General features: G+C 59.4%; 18 protein-coding genes. 16 read left to right on the plus strand and 2 right to left on the minus strand.

What is annotated here, in order from left to right:
* Window positions 1-4: 4 nt before the first annotated feature.
* The gene (gene motA / locus AM571_RS03490; protein WP_074060200.1) at window positions 5-877 is read right to left on the minus strand and encodes a flagellar motor stator protein MotA; all 873 of its coding nucleotides are present in this window, start codon (window positions 875-877) and stop codon (window positions 5-7) included.
* Window positions 878-1,113: 236 nt separating this feature from the next.
* Between motA and flgF the strand changes: the two genes are divergently transcribed.
* From flgF to fliP, 13 genes are all read left to right on the plus strand, one after another.
* Window positions 1,114-1,848 (plus strand): flagellar basal-body rod protein FlgF, encoded by a 735-nt coding sequence (gene flgF / locus AM571_RS03495; RefSeq protein ID WP_074060201.1) that lies wholly within the window; start codon window positions 1,114-1,116, stop codon window positions 1,846-1,848.
* 16 nt (window positions 1,849-1,864) lie between these two features.
* Entirely contained in the window at window positions 1,865-3,271 is a 1,407-nt protein-coding gene (gene fliI / locus AM571_RS03500) for a flagellar protein export ATPase FliI (RefSeq protein WP_074060202.1), read from the plus strand.
* Between the two features lie 2 nt (window positions 3,272-3,273).
* Window positions 3,274-3,831 carry a flagellar protein gene (locus AM571_RS03505; RefSeq protein ID WP_074060203.1) on the plus strand — a complete coding sequence of 186 codons (558 nt, stop codon included), beginning with the start codon at window positions 3,274-3,276 and terminating at the stop codon, window positions 3,829-3,831.
* Window positions 3,832-3,991: 160 nt separating this feature from the next.
* Window positions 3,992-4,384, plus strand: a complete 393-nt coding sequence (flgB, locus tag AM571_RS03510; RefSeq protein ID WP_074060204.1) for a flagellar basal body rod protein FlgB — start codon at window positions 3,992-3,994, stop codon at window positions 4,382-4,384.
* Between the two features lie 4 nt (window positions 4,385-4,388).
* Window positions 4,389-4,805, plus strand: a complete 417-nt coding sequence (flgC, locus tag AM571_RS03515; protein ID WP_022718688.1) for a flagellar basal body rod protein FlgC — start codon at window positions 4,389-4,391, stop codon at window positions 4,803-4,805.
* Window positions 4,805-5,134 (plus strand): flagellar hook-basal body complex protein FliE, encoded by a 330-nt coding sequence (locus tag AM571_RS03520; protein WP_074060205.1) that lies wholly within the window; start codon window positions 4,805-4,807, stop codon window positions 5,132-5,134. The genes flgC and AM571_RS03520 overlap by 1 nt, the downstream gene beginning before the upstream one ends.
* 20 nt (window positions 5,135-5,154) lie before the next feature.
* Window positions 5,155-5,943 carry a flagellar basal-body rod protein FlgG gene (gene flgG / locus AM571_RS03525; protein ID WP_074060206.1) on the plus strand — a complete coding sequence of 263 codons (789 nt, stop codon included), beginning with the start codon at window positions 5,155-5,157 and terminating at the stop codon, window positions 5,941-5,943.
* Between the two features lie 16 nt (window positions 5,944-5,959).
* Entirely contained in the window at window positions 5,960-6,442 is a 483-nt protein-coding gene (flgA, locus tag AM571_RS03530) for a flagellar basal body P-ring formation chaperone FlgA (RefSeq protein ID WP_074060207.1), read from the plus strand.
* Window positions 6,439-7,560 (plus strand): flagellar basal body P-ring protein FlgI, encoded by a 1,122-nt coding sequence (locus AM571_RS03535; RefSeq protein ID WP_074060208.1) that lies wholly within the window; start codon window positions 6,439-6,441, stop codon window positions 7,558-7,560. The genes flgA and AM571_RS03535 overlap by 4 nt, the downstream gene beginning before the upstream one ends.
* A complete protein-coding gene (locus AM571_RS03540; protein WP_074060209.1) occupies window positions 7,557-8,099 on the plus strand; it encodes a MotE family protein in 543 nt (180 codons plus the stop codon). The genes AM571_RS03535 and AM571_RS03540 overlap by 4 nt, the downstream gene beginning before the upstream one ends.
* On the plus strand, window positions 8,096-8,812 hold the full coding sequence (flgH, locus tag AM571_RS03545) for a flagellar basal body L-ring protein FlgH (RefSeq protein WP_074060210.1): 717 nt from the start codon (window positions 8,096-8,098) through the stop codon (window positions 8,810-8,812). Before AM571_RS03540 ends, flgH begins: the two co-directional genes overlap by 4 nt.
* 12 nt (window positions 8,813-8,824) lie before the next feature.
* Entirely contained in the window at window positions 8,825-9,340 is a 516-nt protein-coding gene (locus tag AM571_RS03550) for a flagellar basal body-associated FliL family protein (protein WP_074060211.1), read from the plus strand.
* The gene (gene fliP, locus AM571_RS03555; protein WP_074060212.1) at window positions 9,337-10,074 is read left to right on the plus strand and encodes a flagellar type III secretion system pore protein FliP; all 738 of its coding nucleotides are present in this window, start codon (window positions 9,337-9,339) and stop codon (window positions 10,072-10,074) included. The genes AM571_RS03550 and fliP overlap by 4 nt, the downstream gene beginning before the upstream one ends.
* Window positions 10,075-10,201: 127 nt before the next feature.
* Here fliP and AM571_RS03560 read toward each other — a convergent pair whose 3' ends face one another.
* Window positions 10,202-12,076, minus strand: a complete 1,875-nt coding sequence (locus AM571_RS03560; protein ID WP_081377133.1) for a glycosyl transferase — start codon at window positions 12,074-12,076, stop codon at window positions 10,202-10,204.
* Between the two features lie 436 nt (window positions 12,077-12,512).
* Here AM571_RS03560 and AM571_RS03565 point away from each other — a divergent pair, with 436 nt between their 5' ends.
* The 3 genes from AM571_RS03565 to AM571_RS03575 all read left to right on the plus strand — a co-directional run bounded on the left by AM571_RS03565 (window position 12,513) and on the right by AM571_RS03575 (window position 15,771).
* Window positions 12,513-13,421 (plus strand): flagellin, encoded by a 909-nt coding sequence (locus AM571_RS03565; protein WP_074060214.1) that lies wholly within the window; start codon window positions 12,513-12,515, stop codon window positions 13,419-13,421.
* 286 nt (window positions 13,422-13,707) lie between these two features.
* Window positions 13,708-14,619: a flagellin gene (locus AM571_RS03570; protein ID WP_074060215.1), complete on the plus strand. Its 912-nt coding sequence runs from the start codon at window positions 13,708-13,710 to the stop codon at window positions 14,617-14,619.
* A 246-nt stretch (window positions 14,620-14,865) separates the two neighbouring features.
* Window positions 14,866-15,771 (plus strand): flagellin, encoded by a 906-nt coding sequence (locus tag AM571_RS03575; RefSeq protein WP_074060216.1) that lies wholly within the window; start codon window positions 14,866-14,868, stop codon window positions 15,769-15,771.
* Window positions 15,772-16,048: the final 277 nt, after the last annotated feature.

A 16,048-nucleotide genomic window follows, 5' to 3' on the forward strand; every position in this document is an offset into this window, starting at 1 on the left:
TCTTTTAGGCCGCCTTGTTCTCGCCACCCGGGTTCATCATTTCCTGTTCGACCGCGTCGATTGATGGGCGCTCGTAAGCAGAAATCGTCTTGCGGCCGTATTCGAGAGCCACCTGCGGTACCGAGCCGTTCATGTAGGCAAGCAAGGTCTGCTTCACGATGACATAGAGGCGATGCTGCTTCGTGCGCACCACCTTGATCTGGGAGACGAGCGGCGAGCAGAGGCAATAAGACAGCAGAATGCCGAGGAAGGTGCCGACGAGCGCCGAACCGATCAGGTGTCCGAGGACTTCCGGCGAATCGTTGATGTGCGCCATGGCCTTGATGACGCCGAGAACGGCGGCGACGATACCGATCGCCGGAAAAGCGTCGCCCATGATCTGGATGGCGTGATACGGCTTCATCTTGTCGTGCAGGATCGTGTTTATCTCTTCGTCCATCAGAGCCTCGATCTCATGCGAGCGGGCATTGCCGATAATGATCAAGCGGACGTAGTCGCAGATGAATGCCGTCAATTCCTTGTTCTTCAGGATCGTCGGAGCCGAGAGGAAGATCGAGGATTCGGCCGGATTGTCGATATGCGCCTCGATTTCGTTGCGTGATTTCGTGCGCAGGTCGCGCATCAGCGAATAGAGAACACCCAGCGTATCGAGGTAATTCCGCTCCTTGGGCACCGTATGCTTGAAGGCTTCACCGAGCGCCTTTGCAGAATCCTTCACCACCTTCATCGGGTTCGCCATGATGAAGCTGCCCAGGCCGGCGCCGGCGATGATGACGAGTTCGAAGGGCTGCCAGAGTGCGCCGACATGGCCACCCATCGCCATGAAGCTGCCGACGATGCAGCCGCAGGTAATCACAAATCCGATAATGATATTCATCGTCAGTCCAAACCTGAACGTTGTTTTCAACCTCAGGGATAGGGTTGCTGGCTTGCGTGAGGCTGATGGTTGGCGCCCATCCGCATGCCAGCTTCGCGCAAGGATTTGCCGTCAGCTTCGAGGTGACCAATGGAACCGATTCGTCCGTTTCTGAGATGCCGCTCAGTTAAACCGTGGTCGAACAAACGACGGGACCCCGTCTTCGTTGCGTTCATCGCCAATGCCAGGAGCCTACCATGCAATCCGGTCTTTATGTTTCCTTGTCATCCCAGATGGCACTCGAAAAGCGCCTGACGACAATTGCGGACAATATGGCCAACGTGAACACGACCGGATTTCGCGGGACGGAAATCAAGTTCAATCAGTTGCTGAGCGACACCGACAACAAGCTCAACGCAAAGGTTGCCTTCGTCTCGCAGGGCAACGACTATCTGTCCGGCGACAGCGGGGAGCTGCAGCACACCGGCAACATGCTGGACTTTGCCATCAAGGGTAACGCCTGGTTTGCACTGGATACACCGGCGGGTCAGGTTCTGACCAAGGACGGCCGCTTCACCATGAAGGATACGGGCGAGCTCGTGTCGATCCGCGGCTACCCGGTTCTCGACGCTGGCGGCGCGCCTATTCAGCTGAACACGGCCGGTGGCGAGCCCAAGGTCGGCAATGACGGCATGATCTACCAGGGCGGGCGGCAGGTCGGCTCGCTCGGTCTCTTCGAAGCCGATATAACCAAGGGTTATCTCCGCTATGAGAACAGCGGCGTGATGACCACGCAGACGCCGCGGGCCGTTACCGACCGGTTCAATATCGGCATCGAGCAAGGCTATCTCGAAAACTCCAACGTCAACGCGATGCACGAAATCACCCAGCTGATCGAAGTCAACCGTGCCTTCGAGAGCATCGCCTCGCTGACGGCAGACAGCGAAAGCTCCTTCAACGAGGCCATCAAGACTCTGGGTGGCAGCCGTTGAGCGGAAGGTTTGACGGATGACCAACATACCGCTGACTGAAGACGCGCTTTCGCCGAAGCTCGATCATCTTGCCGCCCTCGTCGGCCGCTATATCAAGCCGGAACATGCGGTCGCACATGGCGGCCATGTCCAGACGATCGCTGCCGGCCACTATACGGTCAGCGGACTTTCCCGCCACGTCCGTCTCGGCGAATTCGTCGCCCACAAGTCGGCGACCGGCATCCATCTTGGCGAGGTCGTCCGCGTCGAGCCGGAACTTGCCTATGTCTGCCCGATCGAACCCGGTGAGCCGATCGGCATTCGTGACACGGTCATCCGCAAGGGGGCTTTTCGAATATCGCCAGCCGAAAGCTGGTGCGGCCGGACAATCAATTCGCTCTGCGAACCGATCGACGGACTTGGCCCGATCGTCGAGGGCCTCGATCGCCGCTCGATTTCCAATGCCGCGCCGCCTTCGATGACGCGCAAGCGTGTCAACAAGGGCTTCCGGACGGGTGTACGCGCCATCGATATCTTTTCGCCGTTATGCCACGGTCAGCGCCTGGGCATCTTCGCAGGCTCCGGCGTCGGCAAATCGACGCTGCTCTCGATGCTCGCCAAGGCCGACGCCTTTGACAGGGTCGTCATTGCGCTCGTCGGCGAACGCGGCCGTGAAGTGCGCGAATTCATCGAGGACACGCTTGGCGAGAACATGAAGAAGTCGATCGCTGTTGTCGCCACCAGCGACGAGAGCCCGATGCTGCGCAAGATGGCGCCGTTGACGGCGGTGACGATCGCCGAACATTTCCGCGATCAGGGCGACAACGTTCTCCTGATTGTCGACAGCATCACGCGCTTTGCCCACGCCATCCGTGAAGTGGCGACGGCATCCGGCGAGCCGCCGATCGCCCGCGGCTATCCCGCATCCGTTTTCACCGAGATGCCGCGACTGCTCGAGCGGGCAGGTCCCGGTCCGGAGGGCACCGGAACAATCACTGCAATCATCTCGATCCTCGTCGATGGCGACAATCACAACGATCCGATCGCCGACTCGACGCGCGGCATTCTCGACGGCCACATCGTCCTGCAGCGCAGCCTGGCGGAGGAGGGCCGCTATCCGCCGATCGACCCGCTGGCTTCCATTTCGCGCCTTGCCCGCAAGGCCTGGACGCCGGATCAGGAAAAGCTCGTCTCGCGCCTGAAGGCGCTGATCCATCGCTTCGAGGAAACCCGCGACCTGCGCCTGATCGGCGGCTACCGACCGGGGGCAGACGCGGATTTGGACATGGCGGTCAAGCAGGTACCGATCATTTACGATGTTTTGAAACAGTCGCCGGGAGACCGCGAATCGGCCGATGCCTTTGCTGACCTGGCGGCAGCACTCAAGACGGCTGCCGGGATTGCGAACCAGCCGGCGACCATCCCGACGAGACCCAGAGGCTAGCTTTGACCACTTTCGACGATGATGACGAGCGCATCGCTCCCTTGAAGTCGCTGGAAAAGCGGCAGGCGCTGATGCTCGACCGTGTGCTGACGGTGACCGGGCTTGCGCTGGCGGGCGCGGCGGCATTTTTCCCATGGTACGTCTTCTTCAACGAGGACAAGTTCAGCATCAAAGTCGAACAAGGGGACCGGAGCCGTGACCTGCCGGATTGGCCCGAACGCAACGTTTTCAGCGTTTCGCCGCTTGCGATGGTCAACAAGAACGAAGTGGAGAAGAAGCCCGCGCCTCCCTTCGATCCGCTGACGACCGCGACGGTTTCGAATGTCGGCAGGGAGAGCAACAAGGGTGCCTTGCCCGACGACCAGCCGTTTCCGGCCGTTTCCGGTTTCAAGCTGCTGCATGTCGCCAACGGCCGCGCGCTGATCGAGGATTCCTCGGGCATGTATGTCGTGCGCGTCGGATCGATCCTGCCGGACGAAAGCCGTCTTGCCACGCTGGAAGAGCGCAACGGCAAATGGGTGATCGTCACGTCCAACGGCGAAGTCTACCAGAACAAATGATTTCGATTGCTGCGGTCGATGGAGGCTCCCGCGCCTGCGACGGGGCCTCTTTCCTTTTGGCGCTTCCATAAAGATCGCTTCGGGAAAGAGCCGAAATTCTCCGTAAGTCTGACGCAAGATTGCCGCCCTAGGGTCCTCTCAGTAAAAACGGAGAGTTCCCATGCAACCGATTCAACTTTTCGACTTGGCCTCGCGGCAGGCGGAATGGCTGACGATCCGTCAGGAGGTTGTGGCCGGCAATATCGCAAATGCAAACACGCCGAAATTTCGTGCCAAGGACGTGACGCCTTTCGAGGCCGTGCTCGACAAGGCCGATATCACGATGGCCCGCACCAATCCGGCGCATTTCAGCGGCAACGATTTCAGCACCAGCGGCGGCATCGACGTCAGGGAAGCTGCACTCGACCAGGAAATCGGCGTGCAGGAATCGGGCAACACCGTCGGCCTTGCAGAGGAGCTGTCCAAGTCCGGCGAGATCAAGCGTCAGTACGAGTTGAACACCTCTTTGGTGGGCTCCTTCCACCGAATGATGTTGATGACCGTAAGGAAGTAATGTCGTGGATCCCTTGTCAGCAGCAATGAAGATTGCAGGTTCCGGACTCGAAGCGCAGTCGACACGCCTGCGCATCGTCTCGGAAAATATCGCAAACGCCCGTTCGACCGGTGATACGCCCGGTGCCGATCCCTATCGCCGCAAGACGATCACGTTTGGCGAGGAGGTGGATCGCGCCGGCGGTGTGACGACAGTAGGCGTCAAGAAGCTCGGCGTCGACGAATCCGATTTCACGACGGAATACGATCCGAGCAATCCGGGTGCCGACGAGCGCGGCGTCGTCAAGCTGCCGAATGTCAACATGCTGGTCGAAATGGCCGACATGCGCGAAGCCAACCGTTCCTATGACGCCAACCTGCAGACCATCAAGCAGACCCGCGACCTGATCTCGTCCACGATCGATCTCCTGAAGAGCCAATAATGATCAACAACATAACCAACGTCAGCTCTCTTTCCGTAACGCGCGGCCTCGGCAGCGTTGCGACCGAGAATTCCTCCACGGTTCCTTCTGCCGCCGAAAGCGCCAAGAACGACCAGAGCTTTGCGGCCGTTCTCGGAAACATGGCAACGCAGGCCGTCGGTACCATGAAGGGCGCTGAAAGCATGTCCTTCGCCGGCATCAAGGGTGCGGCGACGACCCGCGAAGTTGTCGATTCCATGCTGCAGGCCGAGCAGACCCTGCAAACCGCAATCGCAATCCGTGACAAGGTCGTGTCGGCCTTTCTCGAAGTCACCAAGATGCAGATGTAACTGGATTTAAGGACGAACCGATGAGAGCGCTCGCCATTGCGGCTACGGGCATGGATGCCCAGCAGACAAACCTCGAAGTGATCGCGAACAACATCGCGAACATCAATACGACAGGCTTCAAGCGTGCACGCGCCGAGTTTACCGATCTGCTCTACCAGACCGAACGCGCCAAGGGCGTCGCAAACCGCGCCAACCAGGCGATCGTTCCGGAAGGCGCCAATATCGGCCTCGGCGTGCAGACATCTGCGATCCGCAACCTGCACATTCAAGGCGAGCTCAGCCAGACCGGCAACGACCTCGACGTGGCGCTGATCGGCAAGGGTTTCTTCCAGATCGAGGCCCCGGACGGCACGACGCTCTACACGCGCGCGGGCGCTTTCAACAAGAATGACCAGGGACAGCTCGTCACCGTCGACGGCTATGAGGTCGTCCCGGGCATCACGATTCCGACCGGTTCGACGGAACTGACGATCAGCCGGTCCGGCGAAGTCACCGCAAAGCTCCCCGGCCAGACGGAACCGACGACGCTCGGCCAGCTGACGCTTGCAAGCTTCGTCAACGAAGCCGGCCTTCAGCCACTCGGCGACAACCTTTTCCAGCAGACGCCGGCCTCGGGCGACCCGGTCGTCGGTACGCCGGACGAAGAGGGCTTTGCGTACATGAAGCAGGGCTACCTGGAATCGTCGAACGTCGATCCGGTGAAGGAAATCACCGAGCTGATATCGGCCCAGCGCGCCTATGAAATGAACTCCAAGGTCATCACCACCGCCGACGAAATGGCCTCCATCGTCAGCAAGAACCTGAAGTAAGAGGAAAGGGCCGAACATGAAGTTTCGCCGGGCGAGAAATACAGTCGCTTCGACGGCATTGGCCGCGGTTGCGATCGCAGGCATCGTCTTGCCCGGCTCCGTGAGCGCCGGCATGGGCTATGCGGTCGTGCCGACGGCCATCATCTATCCCGGAGAAACGATCAGCGGTGGCCAGCTTCAGGAGGTCGAAGTCACCAATCCCAACCTTGCTGGCGGCTATGCGAGATCCATCGAAGAAGTTCGCGGCATGATCTCGAAGCGCACGCTGCTGCCGGGACGCACGATCCCCGTCTCGGCCCTGCGCGAGCCGTACACTGTCACCCGCGGATCGCAGATTCGCCTTATCTTCCGCATCGGCGCGATGACGATCTCGGCGGCAGGCTCGCCGCTCGAGGACGGCTCTACCGGCCAGGTCGTTCGTGCCCGCAACATGGATTCAGGCGTCATCGTCAGCGGCACCGTGCTTGCCGATGGCACCATACATGTGGCGGCAAAATGAAGATAATCTCTCGCATGTGTATCGCCCTTGCGGCGCTTTCCTTGTCCATGGCGCATGTGACGCCGGCATTTGCGCTGACCTCGCGCATCAAGGACATCGCCTCGTTGCAGGCCGGGCGCGACAATCAGCTCATCGGCTACGGTCTCATCGTGGGCCTTCAGGGCACGGGCGACGGCTTCCGCGCTTCGCCGTTCACCGAACAGTCGATGCGCGCCATGCTGCAGAACCTCGGCATTTCGACGCAGGGCGGCGAATCCAATGCGAAGAATACGGCTGCTGTCATGGTCACGGCGAACCTTCCGCCGTTTGCAAGCCCCGGCAGCCGCATCGATGTCAGTGTCAGTTCGCTTGGCGACGCGACCTCGCTGCGTGGCGGCACGCTCGTCATGACATCGCTTTCGGGCGCCGACGGCCAGATTTATGCAGTCGCGCAGGGCTCCGTCGTTGTCTCCGGCTTCCAGGCGCAGGGCCAGGCTGCAACGCTGACCGAGGGCGTCACGACGGCCGGCCGCGTCCCGGGCGGTGCAATTATCGAGCGCGAGCTTCCCTCGCAATTCAAGGATTCCGTCAATCTGGTGCTGCAGCTTCGCAACCCTGATTTTTCGACGGCCGTGCGCATTGCAGATGTGGTGAACGGCTATGCGGCTGCCCGTTTCGGCGGTCCGGTTGCCGAGGCGAGGGACGCGCAGGAAGTTATCGTCCAGAAGCCGCGTGCGGCGGACCTGACGCGATTGATGGCCGACATAGAAAATCTGGTCGTCGAGACCGATACGCCGGCAAAGGTCGTGGTCAACGAGCGCACCGGCACGATCGTCATCGGGGCGGATGTCCGCGTCTCGCCGGTCGCGGTCAGCTACGGGACCCTGACCGTACAGGTTACCGAGCTGCCGCAGATTATCCAGCCGGAACCCTTCTCGCGCGGCGTCACAGCCGTTCAGCCGCAGACAGATATTGCTGCGCAGCAAAACGGCGGGCGGGTCGCGATCCTCGAGGGTCCTAACTTGCGGACCCTGGTCGCAGGTCTCAACAACATCGGCGTCAAGCCGGATGGTATCATCGCAATCCTGCAGGGTATCAAGTCCGCGGGCGCCCTGCAGGCGGAGCTCGTACTGCAATGATCGGATCGAAGTTCGACATCAGAATATCTGAACTGCTACGGCGGCTCTCGTTACCGGCTGCCGCGGCCATCCTTCTGTCCATCCCCGGCGCCTTTGCCCAGGAAGCTGCAAGACCTGCCGGCGACCTGAGCTCGGAAGAGGAAATCAAGCAGTTCTGCACCAACATCGCCGATCCGGCGCGAGATCGGCGCTATCTGCTGCAGAGGCAGGAACTGGAAAAGCTGCGCGCCGATATCGATGCCCGCGTGGCGGAGATGGACAAGCGCAAGGCCGAGTACCAGGACTGGCTGAAGCGTCGCGACGATTTCCTCAAGCAGGCTCAGGCCGGCCTTACCGACATCTTCAAGAACATGAAGCCGGATGCTGCGGCGCTGCAGCTTCAGGAGGTCAAGATCGAAATCGCCGCGGCGGTGATCATGCGGCTCGGCTCGCGTCAGTCGAGCCTGATCCTGAACGAGATGGATCCGCTGAAGGCGGCCGTCATCGCCAATATCATCGCAAGTGCGTCCGATCCCAATACCTCGAAGGATCCCTCATGAACAAGCGTTTCCCGGCTGTCATTGCCGCTGTTGCCCTTCTAGCCGGCTGCCAGTCGCCGCAGGCTGTGAGGGAGATCGGCCGGGCGCCCGCCATGAGCCCGATCGGCAGCGGCCTTGCTTATGGCCAAACGCCGCAGATGGCCCTTTATCCGAAGCAGCCGCGCCAGGTAGCGCAGGGCTATTCGTTGTGGAGCGATTCCCAGGCAGCGCTCTTCAAGGATGCGCGCGCACTCAACGTCGGCGACATCCTGACGGTCAATATCCAGATCAACGACAAGGCGACGTTCGACAACGAAACCAATCGCAGCCGCCAGAATTCGAGCGGCCTCAATTGGGATGTGCAGGCCAACATCTTCGGTTGGAATCCGACCTCCGAGACGGACATCACCTACGGTTCCGACACGAGCACTGACGGCAAGGGCAAGATCGAGCGATCCGAAAAGCTCACGCTGCTCGTCGCTGCTGTCGTCACCGGCATCCTCGAAAACGGCAACCTTGTCATCAGCGGTTCGCAGGAAGTCCGCGTAAACCAGGAAATCCGCATTCTCAATGTTGCCGGTATCGTGCGTCCGCAGGACGTCGATTCCGAAAACCAGATCTCCTACGAGAAGATCGCCGAAGCCCGCATCTCCTACGGCGGCCGTGGCCGCCTAATGGAAGTGCAGCAGCCGCCACGCGGCCAGCAGGCCATCGATCTCTTCTCGCCGCTCTAGGGCCGGACGACCATGGCAGACTCAGAAGATACCGACGGCAAGCCGAAAGCGAAGTCCGCCATGGTGATCATGGCGGCGGGGCTTCTTGCACTCACCGTTGTCGGCGCCGGCGGCGGTTGGCTCGTCGGCACGATGATTGCGCCAAACGTCAAGAGCGCCGAGCAGGCAGCGGCGCAAACGGTTTCGGCCAGCGGCCAACAGACAACGGAAGGCGAGGGCGGACTGCCCCATATTTCCACCGAGGCGAACAACGTCGTCCAGCTTGAGCCGATCACCTCGAACCTCGCCTATCCCTCGGAAAACTGGGTCCGGCTCGAAGTGGCGCTGCTTTTCAACGGTCCCCCGGACGTGAAAGTGGCCGAGGACATCCACCAGGATATCCTGGCTTACATTCGCACCGTTTCCCTTCAGCAGATCGAAGGACCGCGTGGCTTTCAATATCTGCGGGATGACATACGGGAACGTGTTGACCTGCGCTCGCAAGGACGAGTATCGAAGGTCATGTTCAGGACCTTTGTCATCGAATGATTCGATTCACAGTTTTCTTCGCTGCCATGATGGCGGCGCCGGAATTGGCGGTTGCCCAGCAGCTGCCGACAGATCTTTTGAACATACCCGTCGATGGCTCCGTCGCCGCCTGGATCATCCGCACCTTCGGCCTTCTGACGGTCCTTTCCGTCGCTCCCGGCATCCTGATCATGGTGACGAGCTTTCCGCGCTTCGTCATCGCCTTTTCGATCCTGCGCACGGGCATGGGGCTTTCGTCCACCCCTTCCAACATGATCCTGCTTTCGTTGGCGCTCTTCATGACCTTTTACGTCATGTCTCCCACCTTCGATCAGGCCTGGCAGAGCGGCGTGCAGCCGCTGCTTTCCAACCAGATCAACGAGCAGGAGGCCGTGCAGCGCATTGCCGAGCCCTTCCGCACGTTCATGGCCGCCAATACGCGCGACAAGGATCTGGCGCTCTTCGTCGATCTCGCGCGCGAACGCGGCCAGACCGTCCAGACCGGTGCCCGGGTCGACTACCGTGTTCTTATTCCCGCTTTCATGATTTCGGAGATCCGGCGCGGGTTTGAGATCGGCTTCCTGATCGTCCTGCCGTTTCTCGTCATCGACCTGATCGTTGCAACGATCACCATGGCAATGGGCATGATGATGCTGCCGCCGACTTCGATCTCGCTGCCGTTTAAGATCCTGTTCTTCGTTTTGGTCGACGGCTGGAACCTGCTCGTCGGCAGCCTGGTGCGATCCTTCAGCTAACCTCCACCGACAATACCGTTTGGCCGGCAATGACAAGGCGCCGGGCATGCTACCCGGCGTTTCCTCCATTCAAATCGCGCGCGCCAACCTCGTTGCTTAGGACGGGGAAGAACAGCTTATGCAGCAGTTATTCCGCCGAGTAGAACGGCTCCGTACGTGGCGGCAAGGCCGGCACGTCGATGTGATCGGGGTCAAGACCGTTCCTGGCGCGCTCTGCCATCATTTCATAGGCTGTTTCCAGGTGATGACAGAAGCGCTCCGCATCGAAAAGCGGCATGATCGGGCCGTTGGCTTTCAGGCGCGCCTTGTAGCCGGCGATCTTTCCGGGATTTTGCGCCAGCTCGACGGCCATGTCCTCATAAGCCTTCAGGTCCGGGGCAACCAGTTCGGGCATTCCGATCGCGTGCTGCAGGCTCTCGCTGACGCGCGAGGCGAAGTTCGTGCCCTTGACTGTCAGGACCGGCAGGCCGCCCCATAGCTGCTCCGACGTTGTCGTGTGACCGTTGACCGGGAATGTGTCGATGCCGATGTCGGCTGCCTGCTGGCGGGTGATATGTTCTTCGTAGGTGACACGCGGGCAGAAGATGATGCGCTTTTGCGAGATGCCGGCCTCCTGGAACCTCTTGGAGAGATTTGCCTGGTTGCGCGCGCCGTTGGACATGATCCAGAGAACGCTGTTGGGCGCGCGTTTCAGGATGTTGCACCAGCTGTCGATCGTCTCGGCGATGATTTTGCGGTTGCCGTTGAACGAAGCGAAGATGAAGGCATCTTCAGGCAGTCCGAGTTCGGCCCGCGAGATCGGCTTCGGTTTCGGGCGGTTCGTCGGGTCATTCGGCTGGTAGCTTTCCGGCATCCTGCAGAATTTCTCATGGTAATACGGCTTTGCCGCATCCGGAAGGACGAAGCGGTCGCCGATGACGTAGTCGAGATCGATGTTGAGCGTGCTTCCCGGAAAACCGAGCCAGGCGACGTGAACAGGCGCCAGCGGGAGGTTGAACGACGTCGCCCGACTGCCGGCCGTGTGGCCCTTCAGGTCGACCATGATGTCGATGTTGTGCTCGCGAACGACCGCAGCGATTGCTTCATTGGAAAGGCCGTACACGTCGACGACATTTCCCCATCGGCTGCGGTCGGTCGTGTTCTTAGCCAGATGCTCCGGCTCGGTGTGGCAAAAGAGCGTAATTTCGAAGCGGCTGGTATCGTGCAGCTCGAGGATGCGCTGCAGGAGCTTCATCGTCGCGTGGTGGTCCCAGAAGTCCGAGGACATGTAGCCGACGCGGATCTTGTCGGACCAGGTGTGCGGCATCTTCCGCCGCATGGCGACGCGTTCTGGATTGAGGGGGGTCGTGCCGATCGTGGCAAACCGGTTCAGGCGCTCGTCGCCGTTCCAGTGAAGATGATAGAAGGGGTTGTCCTTGCGAAGCACGTCGAGGTCGCCCTTGGCGATGCGCTCGATGATCGGACCGCTGTGTTTGTCGGTTTCGTCGAAATCGTTGAACTCGCGCAAGAAGACAAGATAGAGAAAGCGGAAAGCGATATTGCCGGGGTAGCGCTTGAACAGGTTGCGCGCGAGCATCTGGTTGGTCTGATCGTGCAGGTCGTCGGTCAGAAGCAGGGCGGCGAGCCTGGAGTGGTCCGGATTGGAACTTTCCGACAGCACTTTCTTGAACGGTTTTACGATGTCGCGCTGCTGGCGGTTCAGGTAGATCGAGGTCAGGATATAGGCAAGTTCAGCGTCATCCTGCGCCTTCGACAGATTGCGCATCCCGATCAGCAATGCGTCGTCTTCGTTCCCGCACTCAAAATGCAGACGTGCGGCCTGCTTGTGGTATTCGTAGGCGTTCGGACCGTCGTATTGCGCAGCGAGCGCATAGGATCTTGCCGCATCCGCCTTGAAGCCCAACTGCAAAAGGTTCTTTGCAAGCAGCGCGTAGGTTTTGGCGTCCTGTTGGCTGTCGATGAGCTGGTTCAGTATTGCAAGCGATTGGGTATAGCGGCCCATCTGGAAGTCTTTGGAGGCTGCCGAAAACGAAACTTTGCTGTTCAAAACCAACTCCGTGCGGAAATATCCGTTTGAATGTCGCCGTTCAGGGTCGCGCCCACGTCACCGCAAAGGCGCAATTATCCCAACCCTGGTTCATCGCATATTGCCGGGCGAAGCTTGCTTGAAACAGGTGGCCGGTTGAGGCGCTCCACGAAATAATTTTAGCTCGAGATTACAGATATTTACCGTGCATTAACTACGCCTGCTGTGGGCGTTCGGGCACTGCTTCGTTTTAAGAAGTTGGCAAGCATTGGCTGCGAGATTGCTCCCCGACATGACGGGTTTGGGGCCAAGAACACAGGGCACCGAGGGGCATGAAGCTGGTCCGTCATCGCCGGTAAGCAGTCCGGTAATGTCCTCCTTTTGTATCTAGTTTTCTAGGGGACAGACTTTTATGACAAGTATCAATACGAACAACTCTTCCATGGCAGCTCTCCAGACGCTGCGTAACGTCAACAAGGGCCTGAACCAGACTCAGAACCACGTTTCGACCGGTCTGCGCGTCGGCTCGGCTTCCGACAACGCTGCTTACTGGTCGATCGCAACGACCATGCGTTCCGACAACAAGGCGCTTTCGGCCGTTTCCGACGCTCTCGGCATGGGTGCCGCCAAGGTCGATACCGCTTACACTGCGATGGACAGCGCCATCGACGTTGTTTCCGAAATCAAGGCCAAGCTGGTTGCCGCGACTGAAAACGGCGTCGACAAGGCGAAGGTCCAGGAAGAAATCAGCCAGCTGCAGGCGCAGTTGATGAGCATCGCTCAGTCGGCTTCCTTCAATGGCGAAAACTGGGTCGCCGGCGCAAACAATACCACCAAGAGCGTTGTTTCGTCCTTCGTTCGCGATGGTTCGAACGGCGTGTCGGTCAAGACGACCGACTACAAGCTGGACAACTCCTCGGCCGGCAACGTCCTGTTCGGCATGAGCGGTGGCTCGATCGAAACCTCCACCGGCATCCTCGGCACCTCGACGGGCGCAACCGGTTCGGTCTACTCGATGGACATCACCAACTTCACGCTGGGCCAGATCTCGACGGCTCTGTCCAACGTCGAATCCGCACTGAAGGCGATGACTTCGGCTGGCGCCGAGCTTGGCTCGCTGTCCACCCGCATCGAAATGCAGGACGATTTCGTCTCGGCTCTGAGCGACTCGATCGACTCCGGTATCGGCCGTCTCGTCGACGCCGACATGGAAGAAGAATCCTCCAAGCTCGCCGCCCTGCAGACGCAGCAGCAGCTTGCGATCCAGTCTCTCTCGATCGCCAACTCCTCTTCGCAGAACATCCTGTCGCTCTTCCGCTAAGCGCGGTCGAAATCGACAAGCACTTAAGTCTCGCGGCCGGATCATCCCGGCCGCGAAATGTTTTAAGAACATGTTAATCAAACAGTACCTAACATTCAGATTTCATTAACTAAATTTCTCCTTCAGCTTCAGTATTCCTTAACCATCTTGCTGTTTTCTAGGCCCATCGAAACGGCGAGTTAACCTTAATGGATACGGTTAACAGGCATGAAGCTGATCGCTGTGGGCCGGCAAAAAATTCCGGAATGTCCCTTCCTTGTTTTTCCTGCCAAAGGGGCAAATAGACATGACGAGTATCGTTACCAACAACGCTGCAATGGCAGCTCTCCAGACTCTGCGCGGCATCAACCAGGGCCTCGGCGAGACCCAGGATCACGTTTCGTCCGGCCTGCGGGTCGGCAAGGCCGCTGACAATGCTGCTTACTGGTCGATCGCAACGACCATGCGTTCCGACAACAAGGCGCTTTCGGCCGTTTCCGACGCTCTCGGCCTCGGTGCCGCCAAGGTCGACACTGCCTATGCCGCGATGGACAGCGCCATCGACGTTGTTTCCGAAATCAAGGCCAAGCTGGTTGCCGCGACTGAAAACGGCGTCGACAAGGCGAAGGTCCAGGAAGAAATCGACCAGCTTCAGGAACAGCTGCTGAGCATCGCTCAGTCGGCGGCATTCTCTGGCGAAAACTGGGTCGCCGGCGCAAACAACACCACCAAGAGCGTTGTTTCGACCTTCGTTCGCGATGGTTCGAACGGCGTGTCGGTCAAGACGACCGACTACAAGCTGGACAACTCCTCGGCCGGCAACGTCCTGTTCGGCATGAGCGGTGGCACGATCGAAACCTCCACCGGCATCCTCGGCACCTCGACGGGCGCAACCGGTTCGGTCTACTCGATGGACATCACCAACTTCACGCTGGGCCAGCTCTCGACGGCTCTGTCCAACGTCGAATCCGCACTGAAGGCGATGACTTCGGCTGGCGCCGAACTTGGCTCGATCTCCACCCGCATCGAAATGCAGGACGATTTCGTCTCGGCTCTGAGCGACTCGATCGACTCCGGTATCGGCCGTCTCGTCGACGCCGACATGGAAGAAGAATCCTCCAAACTCGCCGCCCTGCAGACGCAGCAGCAGCTTGCGATCCAGTCTCTCTCGATCGCCAACTCCTCTTCGCAGAACATTCTGTCGCTCTTCCGCGGCTAATTGGTCGAAGAACATTCACCGGCCGGCTCGTCCGGCAGGCCACGATAAGGAGGCCGCGCTTCGTTGGGAGCGCGGCTTTTTCTGTTGGCGTTAACTATTCGTTAACCATTTTGGCGTCTTCTGCGCTCAACGAAACGGCGGGTTAACCAATATTGATTTTCGGTTAACAGGCATGAAAGCTGACCGCCGCTCCCGGTAGTCCGGAATGTCCCTTTCCAAAAAATGCCAACAAGGGGCAATCATTTTATGACCAGTATTTTGACCAATGTCGCTGCAATGGCCGCTCTCCAGACGCTGCGGGCCATCAATGACAGCCTGGAGGAAACCCAAAATCATGTTTCATCCGGCTATCGCGTAGAAAAGGCAGCCGATAATGCCGCCTACTGGTCGATTGCAACGACCATGCGCTCCGACAACAAGGCGCTTTCGGCCGTCTCCGACGCGCTGGGTCTGGGTGCCGCCAAGGTCGACACAGCCTATTCTGCGATGGACAGCGCCGTCGACGTAGTGACAGAAATCAAGGCTAAGCTGGTTGCCGCTACCGAAAAGGGTGTCGACAGAACAAAAATCCAGGAAGAGATCAAGCAGTTGCAGGCGCAGCTCCTCAGCATAGCGCAATCGGCATCCTTCTCGGGCGAAAACTGGGTCGCGGGCAACGAAACGAAAAGCGTTGTCTCCTCCTTCGTGCGCGACGGCAACGGAAACACTTCCGTTACGACCACCGACTACAAGCTCGATTCCTCGTCGACCGGCAACGTTCTCTTCGGCGTCAGCGGTGGCGCAATCGAAACCTCGTCGGGCATTATCGGCTCTTCGAACGGCACCATCGGTTCAATCTACTCGATGGACATCACATCTTTTGGAACGGACGGGATTTCGCTCGCCCTGACGGCCGTCGAACTCGGCCTCGATGCGATGACGAGGGCAGCCTCGCAGCTCGGCTCGATCTCGACACGCATCCAGCTACAGGAGGATTTCGTCTCAGCGCTGAGCGACTCGATCGATTCGGGCGTCGGCCGCCTCGTCGATGCAAACATGGAAGAGGAATCAAGCAAGCTGACGGCATTGCAGACGCAGCAACAACTAGCGATCCAGTCGCTGTCGATTGCCAATTCCAGCGCGCAGAACATTCTCTCGCTCTTCCGCAGTTAAGCTTCCGGTTGAAGCTGAGCCGGGCCTGATCCTGGTGAAGCAGCGCGTGTCAGCTTCCATCGACAGACAGCAAATCGCGCCACTATGGCGCGATTTCGGTTTTGGAAATCAAGAGCTTGCGTCAAGCTTGCCGTTGCGTTCGGCCAATGCGATCAACCTCTTGCCGGCGAGGTTAATGTCGGGTTAACCTCATTGTAAGTTGATTTGTTTGCGACGTACCGGCCTGGAGGGACCAGCCGGCGGCATGAAGCCAGTTAAGTCGCTGCCGGCAATCCGG

The organism is Rhizobium etli 8C-3, assembly GCF_001908375.1.
Taxonomy (GTDB): domain Bacteria; phylum Pseudomonadota; class Alphaproteobacteria; order Rhizobiales; family Rhizobiaceae; genus Rhizobium; species Rhizobium etli_B.

Excerpts from the sequence above, each read along its gene's own strand:
- motA (WP_074060200.1), bottom strand. The coding sequence starts at position 877 with ATGAATATCATTATCGGATTTGTGATTACCTGCGGCTGCATCGTCGGC.
- flgF (WP_074060201.1), top strand. The coding sequence starts at position 1,114 with ATGCAATCCGGTCTTTATGTTTCCTTGTCATCCCAGATGGCACTCGAA.
- fliI (WP_074060202.1), top strand. The coding sequence starts at position 1,865 with ATGACCAACATACCGCTGACTGAAGACGCGCTTTCGCCGAAGCTCGAT.
- flgB (WP_074060204.1), top strand. The coding sequence starts at position 3,992 with ATGCAACCGATTCAACTTTTCGACTTGGCCTCGCGGCAGGCGGAATGG.
- AM571_RS03520 (WP_074060205.1), top strand. The coding sequence starts at position 4,805 with ATGATCAACAACATAACCAACGTCAGCTCTCTTTCCGTAACGCGCGGC.
- flgG (WP_074060206.1), top strand. The coding sequence starts at position 5,155 with ATGAGAGCGCTCGCCATTGCGGCTACGGGCATGGATGCCCAGCAGACA.
- flgA (WP_074060207.1), top strand. The coding sequence starts at position 5,960 with ATGAAGTTTCGCCGGGCGAGAAATACAGTCGCTTCGACGGCATTGGCC.
- AM571_RS03535 (WP_074060208.1), top strand. The coding sequence starts at position 6,439 with ATGAAGATAATCTCTCGCATGTGTATCGCCCTTGCGGCGCTTTCCTTG.
- AM571_RS03540 (WP_074060209.1), top strand. The coding sequence starts at position 7,557 with ATGATCGGATCGAAGTTCGACATCAGAATATCTGAACTGCTACGGCGG.
- flgH (WP_074060210.1), top strand. The coding sequence starts at position 8,096 with ATGAACAAGCGTTTCCCGGCTGTCATTGCCGCTGTTGCCCTTCTAGCC.
- AM571_RS03550 (WP_074060211.1), top strand. The coding sequence starts at position 8,825 with ATGGCAGACTCAGAAGATACCGACGGCAAGCCGAAAGCGAAGTCCGCC.
- fliP (WP_074060212.1), top strand. The coding sequence starts at position 9,337 with ATGATTCGATTCACAGTTTTCTTCGCTGCCATGATGGCGGCGCCGGAA.
- AM571_RS03560 (WP_081377133.1), bottom strand. The coding sequence starts at position 12,076 with ATGGGCCGCTATACCCAATCGCTTGCAATACTGAACCAGCTCATCGAC.
- AM571_RS03565 (WP_074060214.1), top strand. The coding sequence starts at position 12,513 with ATGACAAGTATCAATACGAACAACTCTTCCATGGCAGCTCTCCAGACG.
- AM571_RS03570 (WP_074060215.1), top strand. The coding sequence starts at position 13,708 with ATGACGAGTATCGTTACCAACAACGCTGCAATGGCAGCTCTCCAGACT.
- AM571_RS03575 (WP_074060216.1), top strand. The coding sequence starts at position 14,866 with ATGACCAGTATTTTGACCAATGTCGCTGCAATGGCCGCTCTCCAGACG.